The organism is Novosphingobium acidiphilum DSM 19966 (assembly GCF_000429005.1).
Lineage (GTDB): Bacteria > Pseudomonadota > Alphaproteobacteria > Sphingomonadales > Sphingomonadaceae > Novosphingobium > Novosphingobium acidiphilum.
In genome coordinates this window covers 45,779-65,979 of sequence record NZ_AUBA01000008.1, presented here as the reverse complement: position 1 = coordinate 65,979, position 20,201 = coordinate 45,779, and the positions used below count along the sequence as shown (strand labels likewise).

Sequence of the window (20,201 nt, the reverse complement as noted above, 5' to 3'; positions counted from 1 at the left end):
CCATTTGCAACCTATGCTAGGCAATCGCCCCGCTTATGACAACCGCAGGATCTGCACAAAAAACCTTGGCACCGCAAAGTGCAGCTTTGCCAGCCACGCCCGGCCGCTGGCTGGCCGCGTTGCTGCTGGGCAATATGGCGATGGCATTTGGCCCGGTGTTCGTGCGCATGGCCGATTGCGGCCCGGTCTCGGCGGGATTCTGGCGGTTGATCCTGCCGCTGCCACTGCTGATGTGGCTGGCCCGGCGCGGCGGCCAGCGGGTATTCGGCCAACCCGCGCCGGTGATGCTGATGCTGGTTTTGGCGGGCGTGGTGTTCGGGCTGGACCTGGCGTCATGGCATCTGGGCATCGGCCACACCCGGCTGGGCAATGCCACGCTGTTCGGCAATGTCGGCAGCATATTCCTGATGCTGTGGGGGCTGGTGGTCGCTCGACGGCGCCCGCGGATGAACGAACTGACGGCGATGGCCTGCGCGCTGATCGGGGCGATGATCCTGCTTGGCCGATCGTTGGAAATCGCCACCGACACGCTGGTGGGCGATCTGCTGTGCATCCTGGCCGGCACATTCTATTTTGCCTATTTCCTTTGTCTGCGCCCGGTGCAGGACCGCGTCGGCAGCTGGGCACTGGTGTTCCATACCGGGGTTTTTGCGGCGCCGGTCATGCTGGCCACCGCGCTTTATCTGGGCGAGCCGGTCATGCCGCAGGTGTGGTGGCCGGTGCTGGCGCTGGCCTTGTGCAGCCAGGTTGTCGGACAGGGTTTGCTGGTGGCTTCGCTCACGCGGTTTTCGCCGCTGGTGATCGGGTTGGCGCTGCTGACCCAGCCGGCCATTTCGGTGCTGGTGGGCGTGATCGCGTTCCACGAACAGCCGACGGCGCTGGATGCCATCGGCATGGTTCTGGTGTCCAGCGCCCTGGTGCTTGCCCGATTGCGCCGTTAACGCGCGCCCAGGTCGCCTTGGCCGACGGTGCCCGATGCCATGGCGAGCATCGCATCCAGGCTTTTCTTGGCCTGCAGGCGCAAGCCTTCCTCGATATGCACCACCGGGGTCAGATCGCGCAGCGCCAGATATAGTTTTTCCAGCGTGTTCAATGCCATATACGGACAGATGTTGCAGTTGCAGTTGCCGTCGGCACCCGGCGCGCCGATGAACAGCTTGTCGGGCATGGCCAGTTGCATCTGGTGAATGATGTGCGGTTCGGTTGCCACGATCAGGGTCCGGGCCGGGGTCGCCTTGGCATAATTCAGGATACCCGTGGTCGATCCGACATAATCGGCATGATCGATGATGTGCGGGGGGCATTCCGGATGCGCGGCCACCGGCGCGTCGGGATATTGCGCTTTCAGCTTCAGCAGTTCGGTCTCGCTGAACGCTTCGTGCACGATGCACACACCGGGCCACAGCAGCATGTCGCGCCCGAACTTGCGATTGAGATAGCCGCCCAGGTGCCGGTCGGGGCCAAAGATGATTTTCTGTTCGGGCGGGATCTTGGCCAGGATCGTCTCGGCGCTGGAACTGGTGACGATGACGTCGGACAGAGCCTTCACCTCGGTCGAACAGTTGATGTAGGTCAGCGCGATGTGATCGGGATGCGCGTCGCGAAAGGCGCGGAACTGATCGGGCTGGCATGAATCCTCAAGGCTGCACCCGGCATCCATATCGGGCAGGATCACAGTCTTGTCGGGGCTGAGGATCTTGGCGGTTTCGGCCATGAAGCGCACGCCGCAAAATGCGATCACATCGGCATCGGTGGCCGCCGCCTTGCGCGACAGTTCCAGCGAATCGCCGATATAATCGGCCAGATCCTGGATTTCCGGACGCTGGTAATAATGCGCCAGGATGACCGCATTGCGTTCCTTGCGCAGTCGGTCGATTTCGGCGCGAAGATCGAGGCCGGCAAGCAGGGAAGTCTGGGCCGTCATGGCGGGAAGTCCTGTCGTAAAAGAGCAATCGAGCGCGATCTAGGCGTGCGGGGCTTCGGGGGCAAGCCAGCGTTCACCTTCGGCCAGGACACGCCCCTGGCGTTCCAGATCGACCAGATGCGCCAGCACCGACCGCCCTGCCGCACCCAGCAGGCGCGGATCGAGCCCCTTGTACATGCCTGCAACCAGATCGGGGATGGTATGCGGCCCGGTTTCCAGCCGGGTCACGATCTGCCGTTCGCGCTGGCGGCGATGGCCGATCATCCCGCGCACAAACTGGCGCGGATTGTCGATCCGGGGGCCATGCGCCGGATAATAGACCCGGTCAGGCCGATCCTGCAGCAGCGACAGGCTGGCCATATAGGCAGCCATATCGCCATCGGGGGGCGATACCACACTGGTCGACCAGCCCATGACATGATCACCGGTGAACAACGCACCGCTTTCCACCAGCGCATAGCACAGATGGTTGCTGGTATGTCCCGGGGTCGCCACCGCCTCGATGGTCCAGCCCTGACCACTGATTCGTTCGCCATGGGTCAGCACGCGGTCGGGGCGATAATCGGGATCGAAAGCGGCGTCGGCGCGCGGCCCGTCGTCATCGAGCATCAGCGGGGCACAGCCGACGATCGGCGCGCCGGTTGCCGCGTGCAACGCGCGCGAAGCGGGGCTGTGATCGCGGTGGGTGTGGGTGCACATGATCGCGGTCAGCCGCGCCGGGCCGATTGCGGCCAGAATCGCCTCGACATGGCCATCGCCGCGTGTGTCGGCATGGCCCGCCACGCCGCTGTCGGCCGGCCCGGGATCGATGACCGCAACGTCATCGCCCGCGCCCACCAGATAGGTCTGCGTGCCGGTAAAGGTATAGGGCGATGCATTGGGCGCCAGCACGCGTCGCACCAGCGGCTCCATGGGCACCGACCGCCCGGTGGGCCAGGTGCCGGGGTCGTGGGGATTCTCGATCGGGGGCGACTGTGTCATCATCCCATGATGGGGACGCAAGTTGCGCAGCGCAACTTGCCACGCGCGGATTGTTATGTGTGTTGTTATGCGTGGCGCAGGGTGTTGGTCGCTGCCAGGCGGATGTGCAGCCGTTCGACCGTGCCGGCGTGGGCGGGCTGTTCGGCGCGCCAGGCCGATTCCAGCCGCTGGATCCGCGCATACAGGCGCTCGCTTTCATCCACCAGATCGACCAGGTCGTGGGGCAGGCGGCGCACGATTTGCGGATCGCTCGCGGGAAAATGGCGGATCAGGCGGCCATGACGACGCAATTGCACCGCGCTGATTTCGCCCGCGAACCAGGCGCGGTGGTTCAGCAGCCAGGCCAGGCAATGCATCACGCGCGTGGTCGTGCGCAGCGCTTCGCACATCACCTCGACATCATCGGGGCGCACGCGGTGATCGCATTGGCCGGCGCGTGGCGCGCGTTGCTGCAACCCGGCCTGTGCGCGCAACTGGTCAAACCGGCTGCGCGCAGCATCCGACAGCACAAGTGCCTCGATATACAGCGCTTCGACAATGCGCGGATTGATCGTCGTCACCCCGGTCATGGCGACCGCATAGCGGCCAGTGACGTAACGGCTCAACCCGCGATGACGGGGCGATCGGCGCGTGTATCGGATTGGCACGCCGCATTTGTCGGCGAGATGGAGAAAAATCCTTAAATTACGCGATGATATCCGGAATGAGATGGTCTTCGATCATGCTGATCTGATCCTTCAGCCGCAATTTGCGTTTCTTCAGCCGGGCAATCTGTAACTGATCGGTCGATCCTGCCGTGCTCAGCGCCTCGATCGCCGCATCGAGGTCGCGATGTTCCATTCGCAGTGCGGTCAACCGCTTGCGCATTTCGTCTTCGGTCACCCCAGACAATCTCCTCGATGCCCACATTCCACGCCAACGGTCGGCATAAACTACGGTCTTGGCAGAACCTTGCAACCTGGCCTGAAAAGATTGCGTACCGACGCGACACCGCTTGCAAGATACGGCGAATGTGGGACCATGACAACGCGCCCGCTGACCGGTTTGTCCACTGGATCGAGTCGCAGCAGCAGGAGCGACCGGCACCCGGCCGGATACCCCGGCGGGCCCCGGCCACCTTTTCCCCACGAAGGAGGCATCGGATGGAATCCACGCACTTCAACGCTTTGCGAAACAAGCATGACGGACTTGAGCGCCGCATTGCCGAAGAACGGGCCAGACCATCGCCCGATGAAGTGCTGCTGATGGAATTGAAACGCCGCAAGCTGAAGATCAAGGAGGCGCTGTCGCAATTGCATTGATGCGGCAGACCGCCCGCTGATTGCACCAGAACCGATCAACCCACCCGGCGCACCATGCGCCGGGCTTCGCCAAAACGGCGTGGTGCGATCACACGCGTTTGTTTGCGATCCGGTTTTTTGCGATCCGTTCCCGGCCACCGAAAAAAACCGGTTTCCACTTTTTCGCACGATGCTCTAGGCCATCACGATGGCCATGCAGAACGCCACGACCGCCGCGAGGGCAATTCTGACCTCGCTGCATGAAATTATGGCATCGCGCAGCGGCGCGCAGGCCAAGCTGAACCATGTCGTCGAGGTCATCGGCGAAAATCTCAACAGCGAAGTCTGTTCGATCTATCTGCTGCGCGAAGGCATGCTGGAACTGTTTGCCACGCGCGGCCTGAACCAGCAGGCGGTCCACGTGACGCGCATGGCTGTGGGCGAAGGTCTGGTCGGCACGATTGCCGCCAATATCGAAACGCTCAACCTGGCCGAAGCCACCGCTCATCCCGATTTCGCGTTTCGGCCCGAAACCGGTGAAGAACGCTTTCATTCGTTTGCCGGGGTGCCGATTGTGCGGCGCGAACGCGCGGTGGGTGTGGTTGCAGTCCAGCATGTCGAACCGCGCCGTTATGAAGAGGTCGAGATCGAGGCGTTGCAGACCGTGGCAATGGTGCTGTCGGAACTGATCGCCAATGCCGGGTTGATCGACGAAGACGATTTTCTGGGTTCGGGCGCGCTGAGCACAGAGCCCCAGCGGTTGCAGGGCATGGCCCTGGTCAAAGGCATCGCGTCGGGTACGGCGGTGTTCCACCAGCCGCGGGTCAACATCGAACAGGTCGTGGCCGACGATATCGAAGCCGAGCGCCAGCGGGTCTATCTGGCGTTCGACAAGATGCGCGAACAGATCGACCGCATGGCCAACCAGGCCGAATTCGGCGTGGGAGGAGAGCACGAAGAGGTGCTCCAGACCTACAAGATGTTTGCCTATGACGAAGGCTGGGGCCGACGGATCAACGAAGCGATCGATTCGGGCCTGACCGCAGAGGCGGCGATCGAGCGCGTGCAGCAGCGCACCCGCATGCGCATGCGCAAGATCGACGATCCCTTGCTGGCAGATCGCATGCACGATCTTGAGGATCTGTCGAACCGGCTGCTGCGTACCGTATCGGGCCAGTTGGGCACAGCCGCCAGCGCAGGCCTCAAGGGCGATGCGATTCTGGTCGCGCGCAATCTGGGCCCGGCCGAACTGCTGGAATACGACCGCCGCCGGTTGAAAGGTGTGATTCTCGAAGAAGGTTCGTTGACCGCGCATGTGGTGATCGTGGCGCGGGCCATGGGCATTCCTGTGATCGGACGGCTGCGCGGCCTGCGCGGAAAGCTGCGCGATGGCGATCACCTGCTGATCGACGGCGATAACGGCGTGGTCGATGTGCGTCCTTCGCCCACCATGATCGAGGCGTTCGAGGCGCGCTTTATCCGCAGCCGGCAGCGCCAGGCGCATTATGCCGCGATGCGCGATGTGGAACCGGTGTCGCGCGACGGCCACCGGGTGACGGTGATGATCAACGCAGGGCTGCGCGATGACATGCCGCTGCTAAACATGACCGGGGCCGACGGCATCGGATTGTTCCGCACCGAATTCCAGTTTCTGGTGTCGGCCACGCTGCCCGCGCGTGAACGCCAGACCAGGCTTTATCGCGATGTGCTGGATGTGGCCGGCGATCGTCCGGTGGTGTTTCGCACGGTCGATATCGGCGGGGACAAAGTTCTGCCCTATCTGCGGCAGGACAATGCCGCGCTGGAAGAAAACCCGGCGATGGGCTGGCGCGCGCTGCGCGTTGCGCTGGAACGCGACGGGCTGTTGAAAGTGCAGGCGCGCGCTCTGCTCGAAGCCGCCGGCGGCCGCACCTTGAACGTGATGTTCCCGATGGTCACCGAACCGTGGGAATTTGATGCGGCAAAGGCGGTGTTCGAAAGCCAGCTGGCCTTTTTGAAGCGGCAGAAAAAGCTTTTGCCCGAGGCGATTCGCTATGGCGCGATGGTCGAGGTGCCCGCGATTGCCGAATGGCTTGACGTGCTGGCACCGCGCCTGTCGTTCCTGTCGATCGGCACCAACGATCTGACCCAGTTCCTGTTTGCCGCCGATCGCGGGCATCCCAAGCTGGCCGAACGCTATGACTGGGTGTCCCCGGCGATCCTGCGGTTCCTGCATCGGGTGGTGACGACGGTCGCGCCGTTTGGCACCGATATCACCGTGTGCGGCGAAATGGGCGGGCGCAGGCTCGAGGCGCTGGCTCTGCTGGGTCTGGGTATCACGCGGCTGTCGATCACACCTGCGGCGGTGGGGCCGATCAAGGAACTGGTCAGCAAAGTCGATCTTGGCGAAATCCGCGGGGCCATGGCCGGCTGGTTGAAGGCACCGCCCGAAAACATGCGTGCCGTCCTGACCGAATGGGCCGCGGCGCGGGCAATCGATTGCGATTAACCACTGTCAGGGCACGAAACAGCGCAATCAGGCGCCTTTGTGTCGCGAATCCCGTTGACATTCTTCGTAATGCAACCAAGCCTGCGTAAGGGATTCCCACAATTCCAAGGGTTGCAAAAAATAATGGACCACGCGCGCGACGCCGTAGCCAGAATCGGCGATCACGACGACCATCAGGGCCCGGCTTTGCATGAACCGGTCGGCGCGACGGTCGCGATCATCACGCCGGCGACAGCCAGTGCGCGGCTGCGTGCCGCGCGCGAAGCATTGGGCCTGACCACCGCGGATATCGCCGCCCGCACCCGCATCACCGAACGCCACATCACTGCGCTTGATCGCGGCGATCTCGCCGCATTGCCGGGGCGGCCCTATGTGCTTGGCTTTGTCCGCAGCTACGCCCGGGTCGTCGGGCTGGATGAGGCGGATCTGGCCAGGCTTGCCCGCAACGAACTTGACGCCGATGTGCCCAACCCGGCAACCCGGATGGTGCACCAGTTTGACGTTGAAGATCCGGCCAAGACGCCATCGCGCCTGTTGACCTGGCTGGCGTTGGCACTGTTCCTGGCGGTGATCGCTGCCGGGGGCGTGTTCTGGCGCAGCTATTACGCGCCCGCCGCCGACCTGCCATCGCTGGCGCTGCCCGATCCGGCGCCCGTCGCGCCAGCTGCGCAAAAACCCGCTGCCCCGCCACCTGTGGCCAATGGCCCGGTGGTATTTACGGCGCGCGACGATAACGTGTGGGTCAAATTCTACGACGGCCACGGCCAGCAACTGATGCAAAAGGTGCTCGCCAAGGGGGAAAGCTATACCGTTCCCGCCGATGCGTTCGAGCCCAAGGTGTGGACCGGTCGTCCTGAAGCGCTGACTGTCTCCGTCGGCGGTCGGGTCGTGGCGCCGCTGTCCGATCATCGCGGCATGGTGCGCGATCTGGCGGTGACGGCGCAGGCCTTGCTGGCGCGGCCACAGGCACCGGCAACGCCGCCCACGGCGACGGATGCGGGTGCCGCCCGCCTGCCCGCAACGACCGTGCCGGTCGCGCCACGCCATCGCACGGTGCATGCGCAATCATCCGATCCGATCGGCCTTGCCCCGCTAGCGGTGCCTTCTGCGGCCGAACCGAACGGACCGTCCGCCCCTATGCCAGCCCCGACCACGACCGGCGGCCCACAGTAAGATTGCAACCACACTCGACTTCGCGGTGTGGCTGCGCCAAAATGGCCCGGTTCGTTCGATCCGATCATCGATCCACCGGGAGTGTCCATGTCCAGCCTTTTGCCGCTTCGTGACAGCATCGCGCGCGGCCCTTCACGCTCGCTCGTGCGGGTGCTGCTGCCCGCCCTGATCGCGGCCTGTGCCACGCCGATCGGGATAATGCCGGTCGTCGCCCACGCCGAGACACCCGCGCCTGAAACGACCGAGGCGCGTTTGCGCCGCATCGAGGGCGAATTGCGCGCTGTGCAGCGCAAGGTATTTCCCGATGGCGCGGGCAAGGTATTTGCGCCCGAGATCACCCCCGGCGGGGCCGCAGCCGCTGCGGTTGCGCCAACCGGCAACGGTGCAGCACTGGGTGATCTGATGGCCCGGATGGACGCGGTCGAGGCGCAGCTGAAGGCGTTGACCGCGTCGAGCGAAGATGGCCAGAACCGTCTGGCCAAGCTTGAATCGCGGATCGACGCGGTTGAAACCACCCAGGCGGCCGCGGCTGCGCCCCCCCCAAACGCAACGCCGACGCCTGTGCCCGACATCGTGCCCGACCCTGCGCCAGCCAAACCGGGCAAAGGTGCGGCGAAGACGCCGGCCAAGGCGATCGATGCCACAGCGGCGCCCTCGTCGCCTGGCGCTGCAGACCGTGCCGCGGCCGTGGCCGCGATCGTGCGCCCGTCGACCGACGACAAGGGCGAGGATGCCTATACCTATGGCTATCGCCTGTGGGAGGCCAAATTTCTGCCCGAGGCAGAGGCCGTGCTGGTCGATTTCGTCCAGCAATATCCCAAGCACAAACGCATCAGCTATGCCCGCAATCTGCTTGGGCGCGCCTATCTCGATGACAACCGGTTGCGGTCTGCAGAACCGGTGTTTCTGCAAAACTATCTGGCCGACAAGACGGCTGACCGTGCGCCCGACAGCCTGCTTTATCTGGGCATCGCGCTAAGCCGGGACAAACTGGTCAAGCGCGCGTGCGATGTGCTGGCGCAGTTTCACCAGGACTATCCAGGCGAAGCCGAAGGCCGTCTGAAAGGCCAGTACGAAGCCGTGATCAAGACGGTAACCTGCCATTGATGTGCGCGCGCTGAACCCGGCCGCCGCGCGGTTCGCCGCCGACTGGGCGCAGGTTTGGCCAGGATCCGGACCGGTGGGCCTGGCGGTTTCGGGCGGTCCCGACAGCATCGCCCTGCTGGTGCTGGCCTGCGATGTCCTTGGCCCCGCGCAAATCGCGGTGGCCACGGTCGATCATGGCCTGCGTCGGCAAAGCGCAGCCGAAGCCGCCCTGGTCGCGCAGCTTTGTTCCGCGCGCGGTGTTGCCCACGCCACGCTGACCTTGACGCTGGCCGCGGGCACTGCGGTGCAGGAAAGGGCGCGGAACGCGCGCTATCGCGCCCTGGAGTACTGGGCGCATAACCGCGGGCTTGGCGCGCTGGTTACGGCGCATCATGCCGACGACCAGGCCGAAACACTGATCATGCGGATGAACCGCGGGGCAGGGCTGCGCGGGCTGGCGGGAATGCGCAGCAGCGCGGTCGTGCCGGGGGGCGCATTGCCCCTGCTGCGGCCGCTGCTCGGGTGGCGCCGTGGGGATCTTGCCGCGGTGGTTGCGCAGGCAGGCGTTGCGACGGTCGATGATCCTTCGAATCGGGCGATGCAGTTCGAACGCGTGCGCGTGCGCGCCGGCCTTGCCGAGGCGCACTGGATCGATCCGGCCGGCATGGCGGCAACCGCCGGGCATCTGGCGCAGGCCGACGCCGCGCTTGACTGGGCAGCAGACCGGATCGTGGTGCAAGGCCTGGCCGGCGATCCCGACCTGCCGCGCGCGCTGGCGCTGCGCGTGCTCGAACGGGTGATCGCGCAGACCGGCACCAGCGTGCCACGGGGTCGTGATCTGGCGCGCTGGCACGATCGGCTGGCGGCCGGCCAGGTGGCAACTCTGGCGGGTGTGCGCGGCGATGGTCGTGCACGTCCGTGGCGATTTTCCGCCGTCAGACCGCATGCCCCGCGATAATCGCGACAAACGATCACAATGGGCGCAAATTTCGCACCAACGGTTATATTGCCATTCACCTCGGCCGTCCTACATTGGAACGACGGTATGACGGGGCCGGCCCGCCCGACGGAAAGCGACACGCGATGAACGAAGACCAACCGCAGGGTAACCCCTGGATCAAGAACCTGCTGGTCTATGGCGGGATATTCCTTGCCCTGCTGCTGGTGGTGTCGATGTTCAGCCAGCGGACCGACGCAACGGGCACGGTGATCCCCTATTCGGATTTCCGCAACCATGTCCTGGCGGGCGACGTGCGCGAAGTGCAGATTGGCAACGATCTGATTTCGGGCACGCTGAAATCCGATCAGCAGTTCAAGACTGTGCCGGTGCCCGGTGATGTCGAACTGCCCAAGATGTTGCAGGACAAGGGCGTGCGCTATGCCGGCAAGGCTCAGGAAGAACAGAGCGTGCTGTTCATCCTGCTGATCCAGTCGCTGCCGTTCCTGCTGATCATCGCGATGGTGTTCTTTGCGATGCGCCAGATGCAAAAGGGCGGCGGTTCGGGCGCGATGGGCTTTGGCAAGTCCAAGGCCAAGCTGCTGACCGAACGGTCGGGCCGGGTGACGTTTGACGATGTTGCGGGCATCGATGAAGCGCGCGAGGAACTGCAGGAAATCGTCGAATTCCTGCGCGATCCCAGCCGGTTTTCGAAACTGGGCGGCCAGATTCCCAAGGGCGCGTTGCTTGTTGGCAGCCCCGGCACCGGCAAGACGCTGCTGGCGCGCGCCATCGCGGGCGAAGCAGGCGTGCCGTTCTTCACCATTTCGGGTTCGGACTTTGTCGAAATGTTTGTCGGCGTCGGCGCCAGCCGCGTGCGCGACATGTTCGAACAGGCCAAGAAAAATGCGCCGTGCATCGTGTTCATCGACGAAATCGATGCCGTGGGCCGGCATCGCGGCCATGGGCTGGGCAATTCGAACGACGAACGCGAACAGACGCTGAACCAGTTGCTGGTCGAAATGGACGGGTTTGAAGCCAACGAAGGCATCATCATCATCGCCGCGACCAATCGCCCCGATGTGCTCGATCCGGCATTGCTGCGTCCGGGCCGGTTCGATCGCCAGGTGGTCGTGCCGATCCCCGATATCGAGGGCCGCGAAAAGATCCTGGGCGTGCACATGAAGAAAGTGCCGTTGGCGCCCGACGTCAATCCGCGGGTGATCGCGCGCGGCACTCCGGGCTTTTCGGGGGCTGATCTGGCCAATCTGGTCAACGAGGCTGCGCTGTTGGCCGCTCGGCGCAACAAGCGGCTGGTGGCGATGCAGGAATTCGAAGACGCCAAGGACAAGGTGATGATGGGCGCGGAACGGCGCTCGATGGTCATGACCGACGACGAAAAGAAGATGACGGCGTATCACGAGGCAGGCCATGCGCTGGTTTCGGTCAACGAACCGGCCAGCGATCCGATCCACAAGGCCACGATCATCCCGCGTGGCCGGGCGCTTGGCATGGTCATGCGCCTGCCCGAGCGTGACAGCTATTCCTACCACCGCGACAAGATGCTGGCCAATCTGTCGGTCAGCATGGGCGGCCGGGTGGCCGAAGAGGTGATTTTCGGCCATGACAAGGTGTCGTCGGGCGCATCGTCGGACATCCAGTATGCCACAGGCCTTGCACGCAACATGGTCATGCGCTGGGGCATGTCGGACAAGCTCGGCCCGTTGCTGTATGAAGAAAGCCAGGATGGCTATCTCGGCATGGGCACGTCGCAGCGCACGATGATGTCGGACGAAACGAGCAAGCTGATCGACAGCGAAATCCGCTTGCTGGTCGATGATGCCTATGCCCGTGCGCACGCGATCCTCAAGGATCATCAGGACAAGCTGCACCTGCTTGCCCAGGCCTTGCTCGAATACGAAACGCTGAGCGGAGAGGAAATTCGCAAGCTGATCGATGAGGGCAAGCTTGATCGCCCCGAAACGCCGTCGACCGATGGCCGTCCGCCGATGCCGCAGACCGTGTCGGTGCCGCGCGCCGGCCGCCGATTTGTCGGCGTGGACGTCAATGCCGGGGCCCCGCGTCCACTCGGAGCGTGATCGGATGACCATGGTCAGCGAAGCGATCGTCCTGCGCAAGCAGGGCGGACCTGAAACGCTCGTGCTGGAATCGGTCGAGGTCCCGGCCCCGGGGCCGGGGCAATTGCTGATCCGGCAAAGCGCGGCCTCGGTCAATTTTCACGACATCTATGTGCGGTCGGGTGCCTATCAGACGCTGCCTTTGCCGGGTATTCCCGGGCTTGAAGGCGTTGGCGGGGTTGCTGCTGTGGGCGCCGGCGTCAGCGAATTCGCGGTGGGCGACCGCGTTGCGTACATCGCGCGCAGTTACGGCGGCTACAGCCGGTTGCGCGTGCTTGACGCAGACCTGGCCGTGCCCGTGCCCCAGGGCATCGACGATGGCGTGGCCACCGCCTGGTTCCTGAAAGGCCTGACCGCACAGGCGCTGGTTGACAATGTCGAACCGGTCCATGCCGGCAGCGTGGTCCTGGCGCAGGCCGCGGGCGGCGGTGTCGGGCAACTGGTCGCGCGGATGGCAAAGTTGCGCGGCGCAACCGTGATCGGCACCGCCGGTTCACCCGAAAAGGCCGCCATTGCGCGTGCCGCCGGCTGCGACCATGTGATCGCCTATCGCGAAGCCGATGTTGCCGCGGCGGTGATCGAACTGACCGGGGGACGCGGGGTCGATGTGGCGTTCGACGCGGTGGGCAAAGACACCTTCGAAGGGTCGCTTGCCGCGCTCGCGCTCAAAGGCCATCTGGTGCATTACGGGCAGGCGTCGGGTCCGATCCCGCCGTTTGACCTGTCACGGCTGGGCGCCAGATCGGCCAAAGTGTCGCGCCCGTTCCTGTGGCCGTATATCCAGCCGCGCGCGAAGATGCTGTCGGCTTCGGCCAGCCTGTTTGCGGCAATTGCCGCAGGCGATTTGCCGCTGACATTGGGTGGCCGGTTTCCGCTGGCAGACGCAGGCCTGGCGCATGCCGCGCTGGAGGCTCGGGCAGCGGGGCCGTTTGTGCTCGATTGCTAATCGGTGCTTTCGGCCACGATAACCGCGGCAAAAATCGCCAGCGCAATGCTGGCAAAGACCAGCAGAGCCATCGTACGAACAATCGCGCCGCCGCGTGAACAGCCATAGGCACCGCGCAACTGGCGATACATGTGCAACGGCGGAGCAAACACCAGCAGCCCCTGCACCAGTTCCAGCCCCGCCGCTTCGGCCAGCATGGCCACGACGCTGAGCAGGGTCATGAAGCTGAGCGAATAAGTTACGAACACGGTGTGGTCATAGACCGCAAAGCGGCGGCTGAACGGAAACAGCAGCCATACGAACGGCACCGAGATCGGGATCAGCAGCCAGCTGTATTTGTAGGCGTGCATCTGCACTTTGTAGAGCACCAGTTCCGGATTTTCGCGCACGTTGTCGATCATGCTGTCCAGGAACGACAGCCCGGTTGAGGCTGGTGCAAGCGCACCTTTGGGGGTGCGACCAGCCTTGAACAGCGTTTCGCCTCTTTTCAGTGCGGCAATCTGCGCGTCGGTGTCATCGGTGTCCTCGTGTTTGGCGACCTCGGCCTTGCGCTCGGTATCAAGCTGCGCCAGCCGCGTCTGGATGGCAGACAGGCCTTGCAACGCCTTTCCGTCGGGCCCTTGCACTGTCACCGGAACGTGTTTGCCGGTCTGCTGGATCACGGCAAACATCAGGAACACGCAGAACAGGAACAACGCCAGTGGCGATATGAATCGCGCGCGTTGCCCGTTGATATAACGCCGGGTCAACTGCCCCGGACGCCACGCCAGCAGTGGCAGCGTGTGCCAGATGCGTCCTTCGAAATGAAACACGCCGTGCAACAGATCGTGAAAGAACGCGGCCAGCGTGCGGTGGACATGCGCCGCCTGGCCGCATGCATGGCAAAACGCCCCGGTCAGGTTTGCCCCGCAATTGAGGCAGGCGGTTTCGTGCGTGTGTCCATCGGCCGCGATCGTGCGACCTGCCTCGCACTCGATTGCCGCGGACACGAGCGTCGCCTCGATCACATCGCCTGCCATGTCCGCTGTGCTCACGTGCCGTCCCCACCAAAAAAACACCACAAACCTACACCGTCGCAGGGGCATCGCGCCACCCCTTTACCGGCGGTTAACCCTGCTGGTGCAGGGATTGTGGATTGCTCGGACCCGAATGGAAAGACGTGCGCATGGCGTTTGCCGGCTTTGATCCTGTGGTTGCGCCACCGCGCAGCTTTGGCCGCGCCCTGCCGGGCCAGCCCGGGCTTCGCCGTGGCGATCGACCGCAGGTCCACAGCGCCGTCCCACCATCGCCACTTTCGCTGCGCGATGTGCCGCACCCGTTGGCCCGCCGTTGGGATTCCTGGTGCTGCCGGGTCGAGGCGCGCTGGGCCAATCGCACGCTGGCGATCGATTTGCGCAATGCCGTTGGCAGCCGCCGCTGGTTTGCAGGCCTGGTGCGCCTGGGGGGCTTTGCCTTGCCCGCGCTGCTGTGCTGGCCCGCGATGGGGCCGTTCGATGGCCTGCCCTTGCCGGTTCCGGGCGAGGCGGCACAGGCCGAAATGCGCGCGCAGGCAATCCGGCCGTTGATCGCAGGTGGATCGAGCGGGCGGCACTTTGCCGCGACCGACATGGTTGCGCGGCTCGATTCGGTGCCCGAACGCGCGACCATCGCATTGACCGCAACGCTGGGCGAAAACGACGATGTCACCCATATGCTGCGACGCGTGGGCCTGGCAGCGCGCGATGCCGACGCGGTCAAGGCCATGACCGCATCGCTGGGCGCACCGGTGCCGGGCACCCAGTTTGACGTCACGCTGGGGCCGCGCGCCGCGGCAGGAGAGCCACGCCCGCTGGCGGCGCTGTCATTCCGGCCTGCCTTCGACCTGGCCGTTACGGTTCAGCGCGCGGGCAACGGACTGACCCTGATCAAGCGCCCGATCCCGGTCGATTCGACCCCGTTGCACCTGGCAGGGGCGGTGGGCGACAGCCTTTATCGCGCGGCGCGCGCCGCCGGCGCTACGCCCGACACGGTGCAGGCCTATCTTCAGGCAGTGGACCAATACCTGCCATTCGATGCGATTGCGCCCGGTGACCGGTTCGAACTGGTCGTGGCGCACAAGCGCGCGCTCGACGGGCGCAACGGGGAAGGGCCGGGTGCCGCAGGGCAGGACGGCGATCTGCTGTATGCCGGGATCGTGCGCGACGGCAAACCGCTGTTGCAGGCGATGCGATGGGGCAATGACGGCAATTTCTATACCGCCGACGCACTGGTCAGCGAAGCGGGGCAGGGATCGGCGCTGATGGCGGCACCCGTTGCGGGCAACATCACTTCGTGGTTCGGGATGCGCCACCATCCGATCCTGGGGTATGCGCGGATGCATGCGGGGGTGGATTTCGGCGCGCCGTATGGTTCGCCGATCTATGCCGCCAGCGATGGCGTGGTTGACTATGCCGGCTGGCATGGCGGACACGGCAATTATGTGCGGCTGGCGCATGGTGGCGGCATCGACACCGGGTACGGCCATATGAGCCGCATCGCCGTCGGGGTCGGCACGCGCGTCGCGCGCGGCCAGGTGATCGGCTACGTCGGGTCAACCGGGCTTTCGACCGGTCCGCACCTGCATTACGAACTGTTTCGCGGCGGCCAGGCGGTCGATCCGCTGTCGATCCGGTTTGTGCCGCATCATACCGTGGTCAGCCCGGCCGAAGTGGCAGGCTTTCGCGCGCGCATGCGCCAGTTGCTGGCGCTGCCTGCGCGGTAAACGAAATACCCGTTTGCACGGGGGCCTTGCGCCGATAAGACTGCCTGCCATGACCAGCTATCCCCATGTGCGGCTGCGCCGCACGCGCACCACGGCCTGGAGCCGCGCGCTTCATCGCGAAGTCGAAGTGACCCCGGCCGATCTGATCTGGCCGCTGTTCGTGACCGAAGGCCATGATCTCGAGGTTCCGGTGGCCTCGCTGCCCGGCGTATCGCGCTGGTCGGTCGATCGCATCGCGGCGCAGGCCCGTGCTGCGGTGGCGGCGGGCATTCCGGCGATCGCGCTGTTTCCCAACACGCAGCCCGATCGGCGCAGCCATGACGGGGGCGAGGCGCTGAATCCCGACAATCTGATGTGCCGCGCGATCCGCGCGATCAAGGATGCCTGTGGCCACGATATCGGCGTGCTGACCGATGTCGCGCTCGATCCGTATACCAGCCACGGCCAGGACGGCCTGATCGACGATGCGGGCTATGTGATCAACGACGAAACCGTTGAAGTGCTGGTGGGACAAAGCCTGAACCAGGCCGCGGCGGGCGCCGATATCATCGCCCCGTCCGACATGATGGATGGCCGCGTCGCCGCGATCCGCGCCGCGCTGGAAGAGGCGGGCCATATCAATGTGCAGATCATGGCCTATGCCGCCAAATATGCCTCGGCGTTCTATGGTCCGTTCCGCGATGCGGTGGGCAGCGGCGGCCTGCTGAAAGGTGACAAGAAGACCTATCAGATGGACCCGGCCAACGCCGAAGAAGCGCTGCGCGAGGTGGAACTCGATCTGGCCGAAGGTGCCGACAGTGTGATGGTCAAGCCGGGCCTGCCCTATCTCGACATTGCCTACCGCGTGAAACAGGCATTTGGCGTGCCGGTGTTCGCCTATCAGGTCAGCGGCGAATACGCGATGATCGAAGCGGCAGTGGCCGCGGGCGCTGCCGACCGTGACAAGATGGTGCTGGAAACGCTGATCGCGTTCAAACGCGCCGGGTGTTCGGGGGTGCTGTCGTATCATGCGCTCCACGCCGCGCGTTTGCTGGGGGCGTGATGCGCCGCGACGTTACGATCATCCCGTTTGGCGGCAAGGCGCCGCGCATCCACGAAACCGCGTTCATCGCGCCGGGCTGCCGCATTATCGGCGATGTCGAAATCGGGCCCGATGCTTCGGTGTGGTACAATTGCGTGATCCGGGGTGACGTCAACCGGGTGGTGGTCGGCGCGCGCAGCAATGTGCAGGACGGCACGGTGATCCATTGCGACAGCCCCGATTCGCGCCATCCGCAGGGGTTCCCCACGCTGATCGGCGATGACGTGCTGATCGGCCACATGGCGATGATCCACGGCTGCACCATCCACGATCGCGGCTTTGTCGGCCTTTCGACCACAGTGATGAACGCCTGCGTGATCGAAAGCGACGGCATGCTGGCGGCAGGAGCGCTGCTGACCCCGGGCAAGCGGATCGGCGCGCGGCAATTGTGGGGCGGCCGCCCGGCAGCGCTCATGCGCGATCTGACCGACGCTGCGCTGGCCGACATGCAATTGGGCGTGGCGCACTATGTCGCCAATGCCAGGGCGCATGCACAGGCGCTGGCCGATGGCGCGCGCGAAAGTTGAGCTGCCTGCGGCCGGTGCGATCCGCGCATTGGCCGATGGCGAAGGGCGCCTGGCGATCCGCGTGACGCCAGGCGCGCGGGCCGAGACGATTGCCATCGCCAATGGTCAGGTGCAGGTGAAAGTGCGTGCCAAGGCCGAAGATGGCAAAGCGACGGCGGCCGTGCTGTCGCTGGTCGCGCAGGCGCTCGACGTTGGCGTCACCCGGCTTGAACTGCTGCGCGGCGCCACCAGCCGCGACAAGCTGATCAGGATTCCACCGGCAGCCTGAACGCGACGACCACCATGATCGCCGCCCATCCGGCCGCCAGCCACAGGCACCCGCGCGGCAGGCGATCCTCCAGAAATGCGCCGGTCACCGCGCCTGTCAGCAATCCCCCCCACAGCCAGGCCCAGCTGCCCCAGCCCGGCGTGGGCCGCCCGGCCAGCCGCTGCGCCAGACCCTGCCCCAGCTTGACCAGCGCGCCGGTCATATAGGTCAGACCGATCGCAACCTCGCCCCCGCGTTGAAAGGTGTTGTTGATCGCGCCCATCGCCATGACCAGCGTGCCCAGCATCACCGGCTCGGCCCCCAGCACGCGCGCGGCTGCGCCGCACAGCAGCAGCGCGGTGACCAGTGCGGTGATCGCGGGCTTGCGCCAGCGTCCTGCCGCCGTGGCGATCAGCGATCCGGTGGTCACGCCGACAATGAACCCGCCGATCAGCAGCGCGGGCACCAGCGCATGGCGCGGCGATGATCCCAGTGCCACGCCCAGCCGGGTGGTGTTGCCCGACATGAACGACACGAAATACCCGTTGGCCGACAGGAACCCGATCGAATCGACGCAACCTGCCAGCGCGGCCAGCGCAACGGCAAAACGCCGGCGGTTGCGATCGTATTGGATCATCGCGCCTGGTTAACAGACCCGATGGTCAATCGACAATCATCGCTTTGAGCGTATCGATCCGGTCGGCCTCGTGCGCGGGTTTGTCGGTGCGAATGCGCGCGATGCGCGGGAACCGCATGGCCACACCCGATTTGTGCCGGTTGCTGGTGTGCACCGAATCGAACGCCACCTCGAACACCAGCGATTTGTCGGTTTCGCGCACCGGGCCGAACTTGGCCACGGTGTGTTGCCGCACATGGCGGTCGAGCATTTTGAGCTCGTCATCGGTAAACCCGAAATAGGCCTTGCCCACCGGCACCAGTTCGCCGCCGGCATCGGGATCGCCGGTCCAGCAGCCAAAGGTGAAATCGGAATAGAAACTCCATCGCTTGCCCGACCCGCGCTGCGCATACATCAGCACGCAATCGACGCGCTGCGCCTCTCGTTTCCATTTGTACCACAGCCCTGCGCGGCGGCCGGCGACATAAGCGGCATCGCGCTGCTTCAGCATGATTCCTTCGATCGCGGCATCGCGCGCGCCGTCGCGCAGCTGCGCCAATGCGCCCCAGCTGTCGGCCACGATCAATTCCGACAGGTCGAACCGCGCCGGATCGAGCCGGGGCATCAACGCCTCGAGCCGGGCGCGCCGCGCATGCCAGGGCAGGGGGCGTAGATCCTCGCCATCGTCGAACAACAGGTCATAGGCGCGGACAAAGGCGGGCGATTGCGCCATCATCCTTGCACTGACGGCTTTGCGCCCCAAGCGCTGTTGCAACGCGTTGAAGCTTGCAGCGCTGCCCCCCTGGGCATCGCCGCGCACCAGCAGTTCGCCGTCGATCACCGCCGGACAGGTCAGGGCTGCCGCCATTTCGGGAAAGGCGGCTGAAATATCATCGCCCCCGCGCGAATAGATCCGCGTGTGCCCCGCCACATGCACCAGCTGGACACGGATGCCATCCCATTTCCATTCGGCGGCATAGTCGGCCAGGTCCAGGCTTGCGACCTCGAGCGGATGCGCCAGCATGAACGGACGAAACAGCGGCACCCGTTCTGATGATGGCGCGGGTCCGCCATCGGCGGCCCAGGCAAACAGGTCGGCATAGGGCGGGGCCTGCCCGTGCCAGTATTCCTCGACCAGATCGACCGACACACCAAAGCATTCGGCAAACGCCAGTTTGGCCAGCCGCGCCGACACCCCGATGCGCAAGGCGCCGGTGGCAAATTTGATCAGCGCATAGCGTCCGTCGCTGTCGAGCCGATCAAGCAGCCCGGCCATGATCGGCCCCGCCGTGCCCCGCGTGGCAGACGTCAATTGTGCCACCACTTCGCGCAATTCCGGCGGCGGCGCAGCGGGATCGACGGGCTCGGGCCACAACAGGCTGGCGGTTTCTGCGGTATCGCCGACATAATCGCGCGACAGTGTCCACAGCACCGGATCGACGCGTTGCGCCATCAAGGTGCGCACCACGCCGGCCTTGATCGCCGGAAAATCGACCGCGCCGGTCAGCGCCGCCAAGGCCCAGCCGCGATCGGGATCGGGCACCTCGCGCAGGTGGCGCACGATCGCAGCCAGCTTGGCATTGCGCGACCGGGTCAGCAGCAACGTGTCGAGCAAGGCGGCGAAGCGTTCCAATTCAGCGCCCCACGGCCCGCAAAGGCGTTCCACGGGCCCGCACAGTCATGCTAGTTTCTTGCTGCAACCGATCCTTGCACAGGAACCCGCGACCCATGAAACCGATCTCCGCACTTGTTGCGCTTGCTGCCTTGACGCTGTCTGTCGCAACGCCTGCCCTGGCCGATCCGGCCCCGGCCACCGCGCCTGCGGCCAAATTCACGCTCGACACCCCGATCGAAACGCTGGTTGCCGACACCCGCGCGCGTGCAGTGATCGACACCGACCTGCCCGATCTGACCAAGCATCCGCAATACGAACAGTTCAAGACCATGAGCCTGACCACACTGGCCAGTTTTGCGCCCGACAAGCTGACGCCTGCGGTGCTGGGCAAGGTCAAGGACGACCTTGCAAAGCTGAACTGA

Annotated in this window: 20 protein-coding genes; 13 read left to right on the top strand and 7 right to left on the bottom strand. The window is 64.9% G+C overall.

What is annotated here, in order from left to right:
• The first annotated feature begins 86 nt into the window (after nt 1–86).
• On the top strand, nt 87–941 hold the full coding sequence (locus G404_RS0108830; protein WP_245584461.1) for a DMT family transporter: 855 nt from the start codon (nt 87–89) through the stop codon (nt 939–941).
• Here G404_RS0108830 and nadA read toward each other — a convergent pair.
• The 4 genes from nadA to G404_RS0108810 form a co-directional block, all read right to left on the bottom strand.
• Nucleotides 938–1,924 carry a quinolinate synthase NadA gene (gene nadA / locus G404_RS0108825; RefSeq protein WP_028640755.1) on the bottom strand — a complete coding sequence of 329 codons (987 nt, stop codon included), beginning with the start codon at nt 1,922–1,924 and terminating at the stop codon, nt 938–940. The genes G404_RS0108830 and nadA overlap by 4 nt on opposite strands.
• Before the next feature lie 39 nt (nt 1,925–1,963).
• Nucleotides 1,964–2,905, bottom strand: a complete 942-nt coding sequence (locus tag G404_RS0108820; protein WP_051280449.1) for an MBL fold metallo-hydrolase — start codon at nt 2,903–2,905, stop codon at nt 1,964–1,966.
• Between the two features lie 65 nt (nt 2,906–2,970).
• The gene (locus G404_RS0108815) at nt 2,971–3,474 is read right to left on the bottom strand and encodes a DUF1465 family protein (RefSeq protein ID WP_036520867.1); all 504 of its coding nucleotides are present in this window, start codon (nt 3,472–3,474) and stop codon (nt 2,971–2,973) included.
• 115 nt (nt 3,475–3,589) lie between these two features.
• The gene (locus G404_RS0108810; RefSeq protein ID WP_028640752.1) at nt 3,590–3,787 is read right to left on the bottom strand and encodes a YdcH family protein; all 198 of its coding nucleotides are present in this window, start codon (nt 3,785–3,787) and stop codon (nt 3,590–3,592) included.
• 260 nt (nt 3,788–4,047) lie between these two features.
• Here G404_RS0108810 and G404_RS20060 point away from each other — a divergent pair, with 260 nt between their 5' ends.
• From G404_RS20060 to G404_RS0108770, 7 genes are all read left to right on the top strand, one after another.
• Complete coding sequence (locus G404_RS20060) at nt 4,048–4,206, top strand: YdcH family protein (protein ID WP_084601188.1); 159 nt, start codon at nt 4,048–4,050, stop codon at nt 4,204–4,206.
• Between the two features lie 187 nt (nt 4,207–4,393).
• Entirely contained in the window at nt 4,394–6,673 is a 2,280-nt protein-coding gene (gene ptsP, locus G404_RS0108795) for a phosphoenolpyruvate--protein phosphotransferase (protein ID WP_028640751.1), read from the top strand.
• Nucleotides 6,674–6,796: 123 nt separating this feature from the next.
• Nucleotides 6,797–7,846 carry a helix-turn-helix domain-containing protein gene (locus tag G404_RS0108790; RefSeq protein ID WP_084601186.1) on the top strand — a complete coding sequence of 350 codons (1,050 nt, stop codon included), beginning with the start codon at nt 6,797–6,799 and terminating at the stop codon, nt 7,844–7,846.
• Between the two features lie 87 nt (nt 7,847–7,933).
• The gene (locus G404_RS0108785) at nt 7,934–8,953 is read left to right on the top strand and encodes a tetratricopeptide repeat protein (protein WP_051280447.1); all 1,020 of its coding nucleotides are present in this window, start codon (nt 7,934–7,936) and stop codon (nt 8,951–8,953) included.
• A 73-nt stretch (nt 8,954–9,026) separates the two neighbouring features.
• The gene (tilS, locus tag G404_RS0108780) at nt 9,027–9,890 is read left to right on the top strand and encodes a tRNA lysidine(34) synthetase TilS (RefSeq protein WP_245584460.1); all 864 of its coding nucleotides are present in this window, start codon (nt 9,027–9,029) and stop codon (nt 9,888–9,890) included.
• Nucleotides 9,891–10,015: 125 nt separating this feature from the next.
• Nucleotides 10,016–11,968, top strand: coding sequence for an ATP-dependent zinc metalloprotease FtsH (ftsH, locus tag G404_RS0108775; RefSeq protein ID WP_028640747.1), 1,953 nt, complete (start codon nt 10,016–10,018; stop codon nt 11,966–11,968).
• Between the two features lie 4 nt (nt 11,969–11,972).
• Entirely contained in the window at nt 11,973–12,953 is a 981-nt protein-coding gene (locus G404_RS0108770) for a quinone oxidoreductase family protein (protein WP_028640746.1), read from the top strand.
• On the opposite strand, the gene G404_RS0108765 is transcribed toward G404_RS0108770, so the two are convergent.
• Nucleotides 12,950–13,987 carry a DUF3667 domain-containing protein gene (locus tag G404_RS0108765; protein WP_245584459.1) on the bottom strand — a complete coding sequence of 346 codons (1,038 nt, stop codon included), beginning with the start codon at nt 13,985–13,987 and terminating at the stop codon, nt 12,950–12,952. The two genes, G404_RS0108770 and G404_RS0108765, sit on opposite strands and share 4 nt — an antisense overlap.
• Nucleotides 13,988–14,088: 101 nt before the next feature.
• On the opposite strand from G404_RS0108765, the gene G404_RS18605 reads away from it, so the two are divergent.
• The 4 genes from G404_RS18605 to G404_RS0108745 are packed head-to-tail and all read left to right on the top strand — an operon-like array spanning nt 14,089 to nt 17,569.
• Nucleotides 14,089–15,693, top strand: a complete 1,605-nt coding sequence (locus tag G404_RS18605; protein ID WP_245584458.1) for a M23 family metallopeptidase — start codon at nt 14,089–14,091, stop codon at nt 15,691–15,693.
• Between the two features lie 49 nt (nt 15,694–15,742).
• Nucleotides 15,743–16,735, top strand: coding sequence for a porphobilinogen synthase (hemB, locus tag G404_RS0108755; protein ID WP_028640744.1), 993 nt, complete (start codon nt 15,743–15,745; stop codon nt 16,733–16,735).
• Nucleotides 16,735–17,301, top strand: coding sequence for a gamma carbonic anhydrase family protein (locus G404_RS0108750; RefSeq protein ID WP_028640743.1), 567 nt, complete (start codon nt 16,735–16,737; stop codon nt 17,299–17,301). Before hemB ends, G404_RS0108750 begins: the two co-directional genes overlap by 1 nt.
• Nucleotides 17,282–17,569, top strand: coding sequence for a DUF167 domain-containing protein (locus G404_RS0108745; RefSeq protein WP_028640742.1), 288 nt, complete (start codon nt 17,282–17,284; stop codon nt 17,567–17,569). Before G404_RS0108750 ends, G404_RS0108745 begins: the two co-directional genes overlap by 20 nt.
• Here the strand turns inward: G404_RS0108745 and G404_RS0108740 are convergent.
• Both G404_RS0108740 and G404_RS0108735 read right to left on the bottom strand, forming a co-directional pair.
• On the bottom strand, nt 17,547–18,185 hold the full coding sequence (locus G404_RS0108740; protein WP_028640741.1) for a YoaK family protein: 639 nt from the start codon (nt 18,183–18,185) through the stop codon (nt 17,547–17,549). The two genes, G404_RS0108745 and G404_RS0108740, sit on opposite strands and share 23 nt — an antisense overlap.
• Before the next feature lie 25 nt (nt 18,186–18,210).
• Nucleotides 18,211–19,797 (bottom strand): cisplatin damage response ATP-dependent DNA ligase, encoded by a 1,587-nt coding sequence (locus G404_RS0108735; protein WP_028640740.1) that lies wholly within the window; start codon nt 19,795–19,797, stop codon nt 18,211–18,213.
• 95 nt (nt 19,798–19,892) lie between these two features.
• Between G404_RS0108735 and G404_RS0108730 the strand changes: the two genes are divergently transcribed.
• The gene (locus tag G404_RS0108730) at nt 19,893–20,201 is read left to right on the top strand and encodes a hypothetical protein (protein ID WP_028640739.1); all 309 of its coding nucleotides are present in this window, start codon (nt 19,893–19,895) and stop codon (nt 20,199–20,201) included.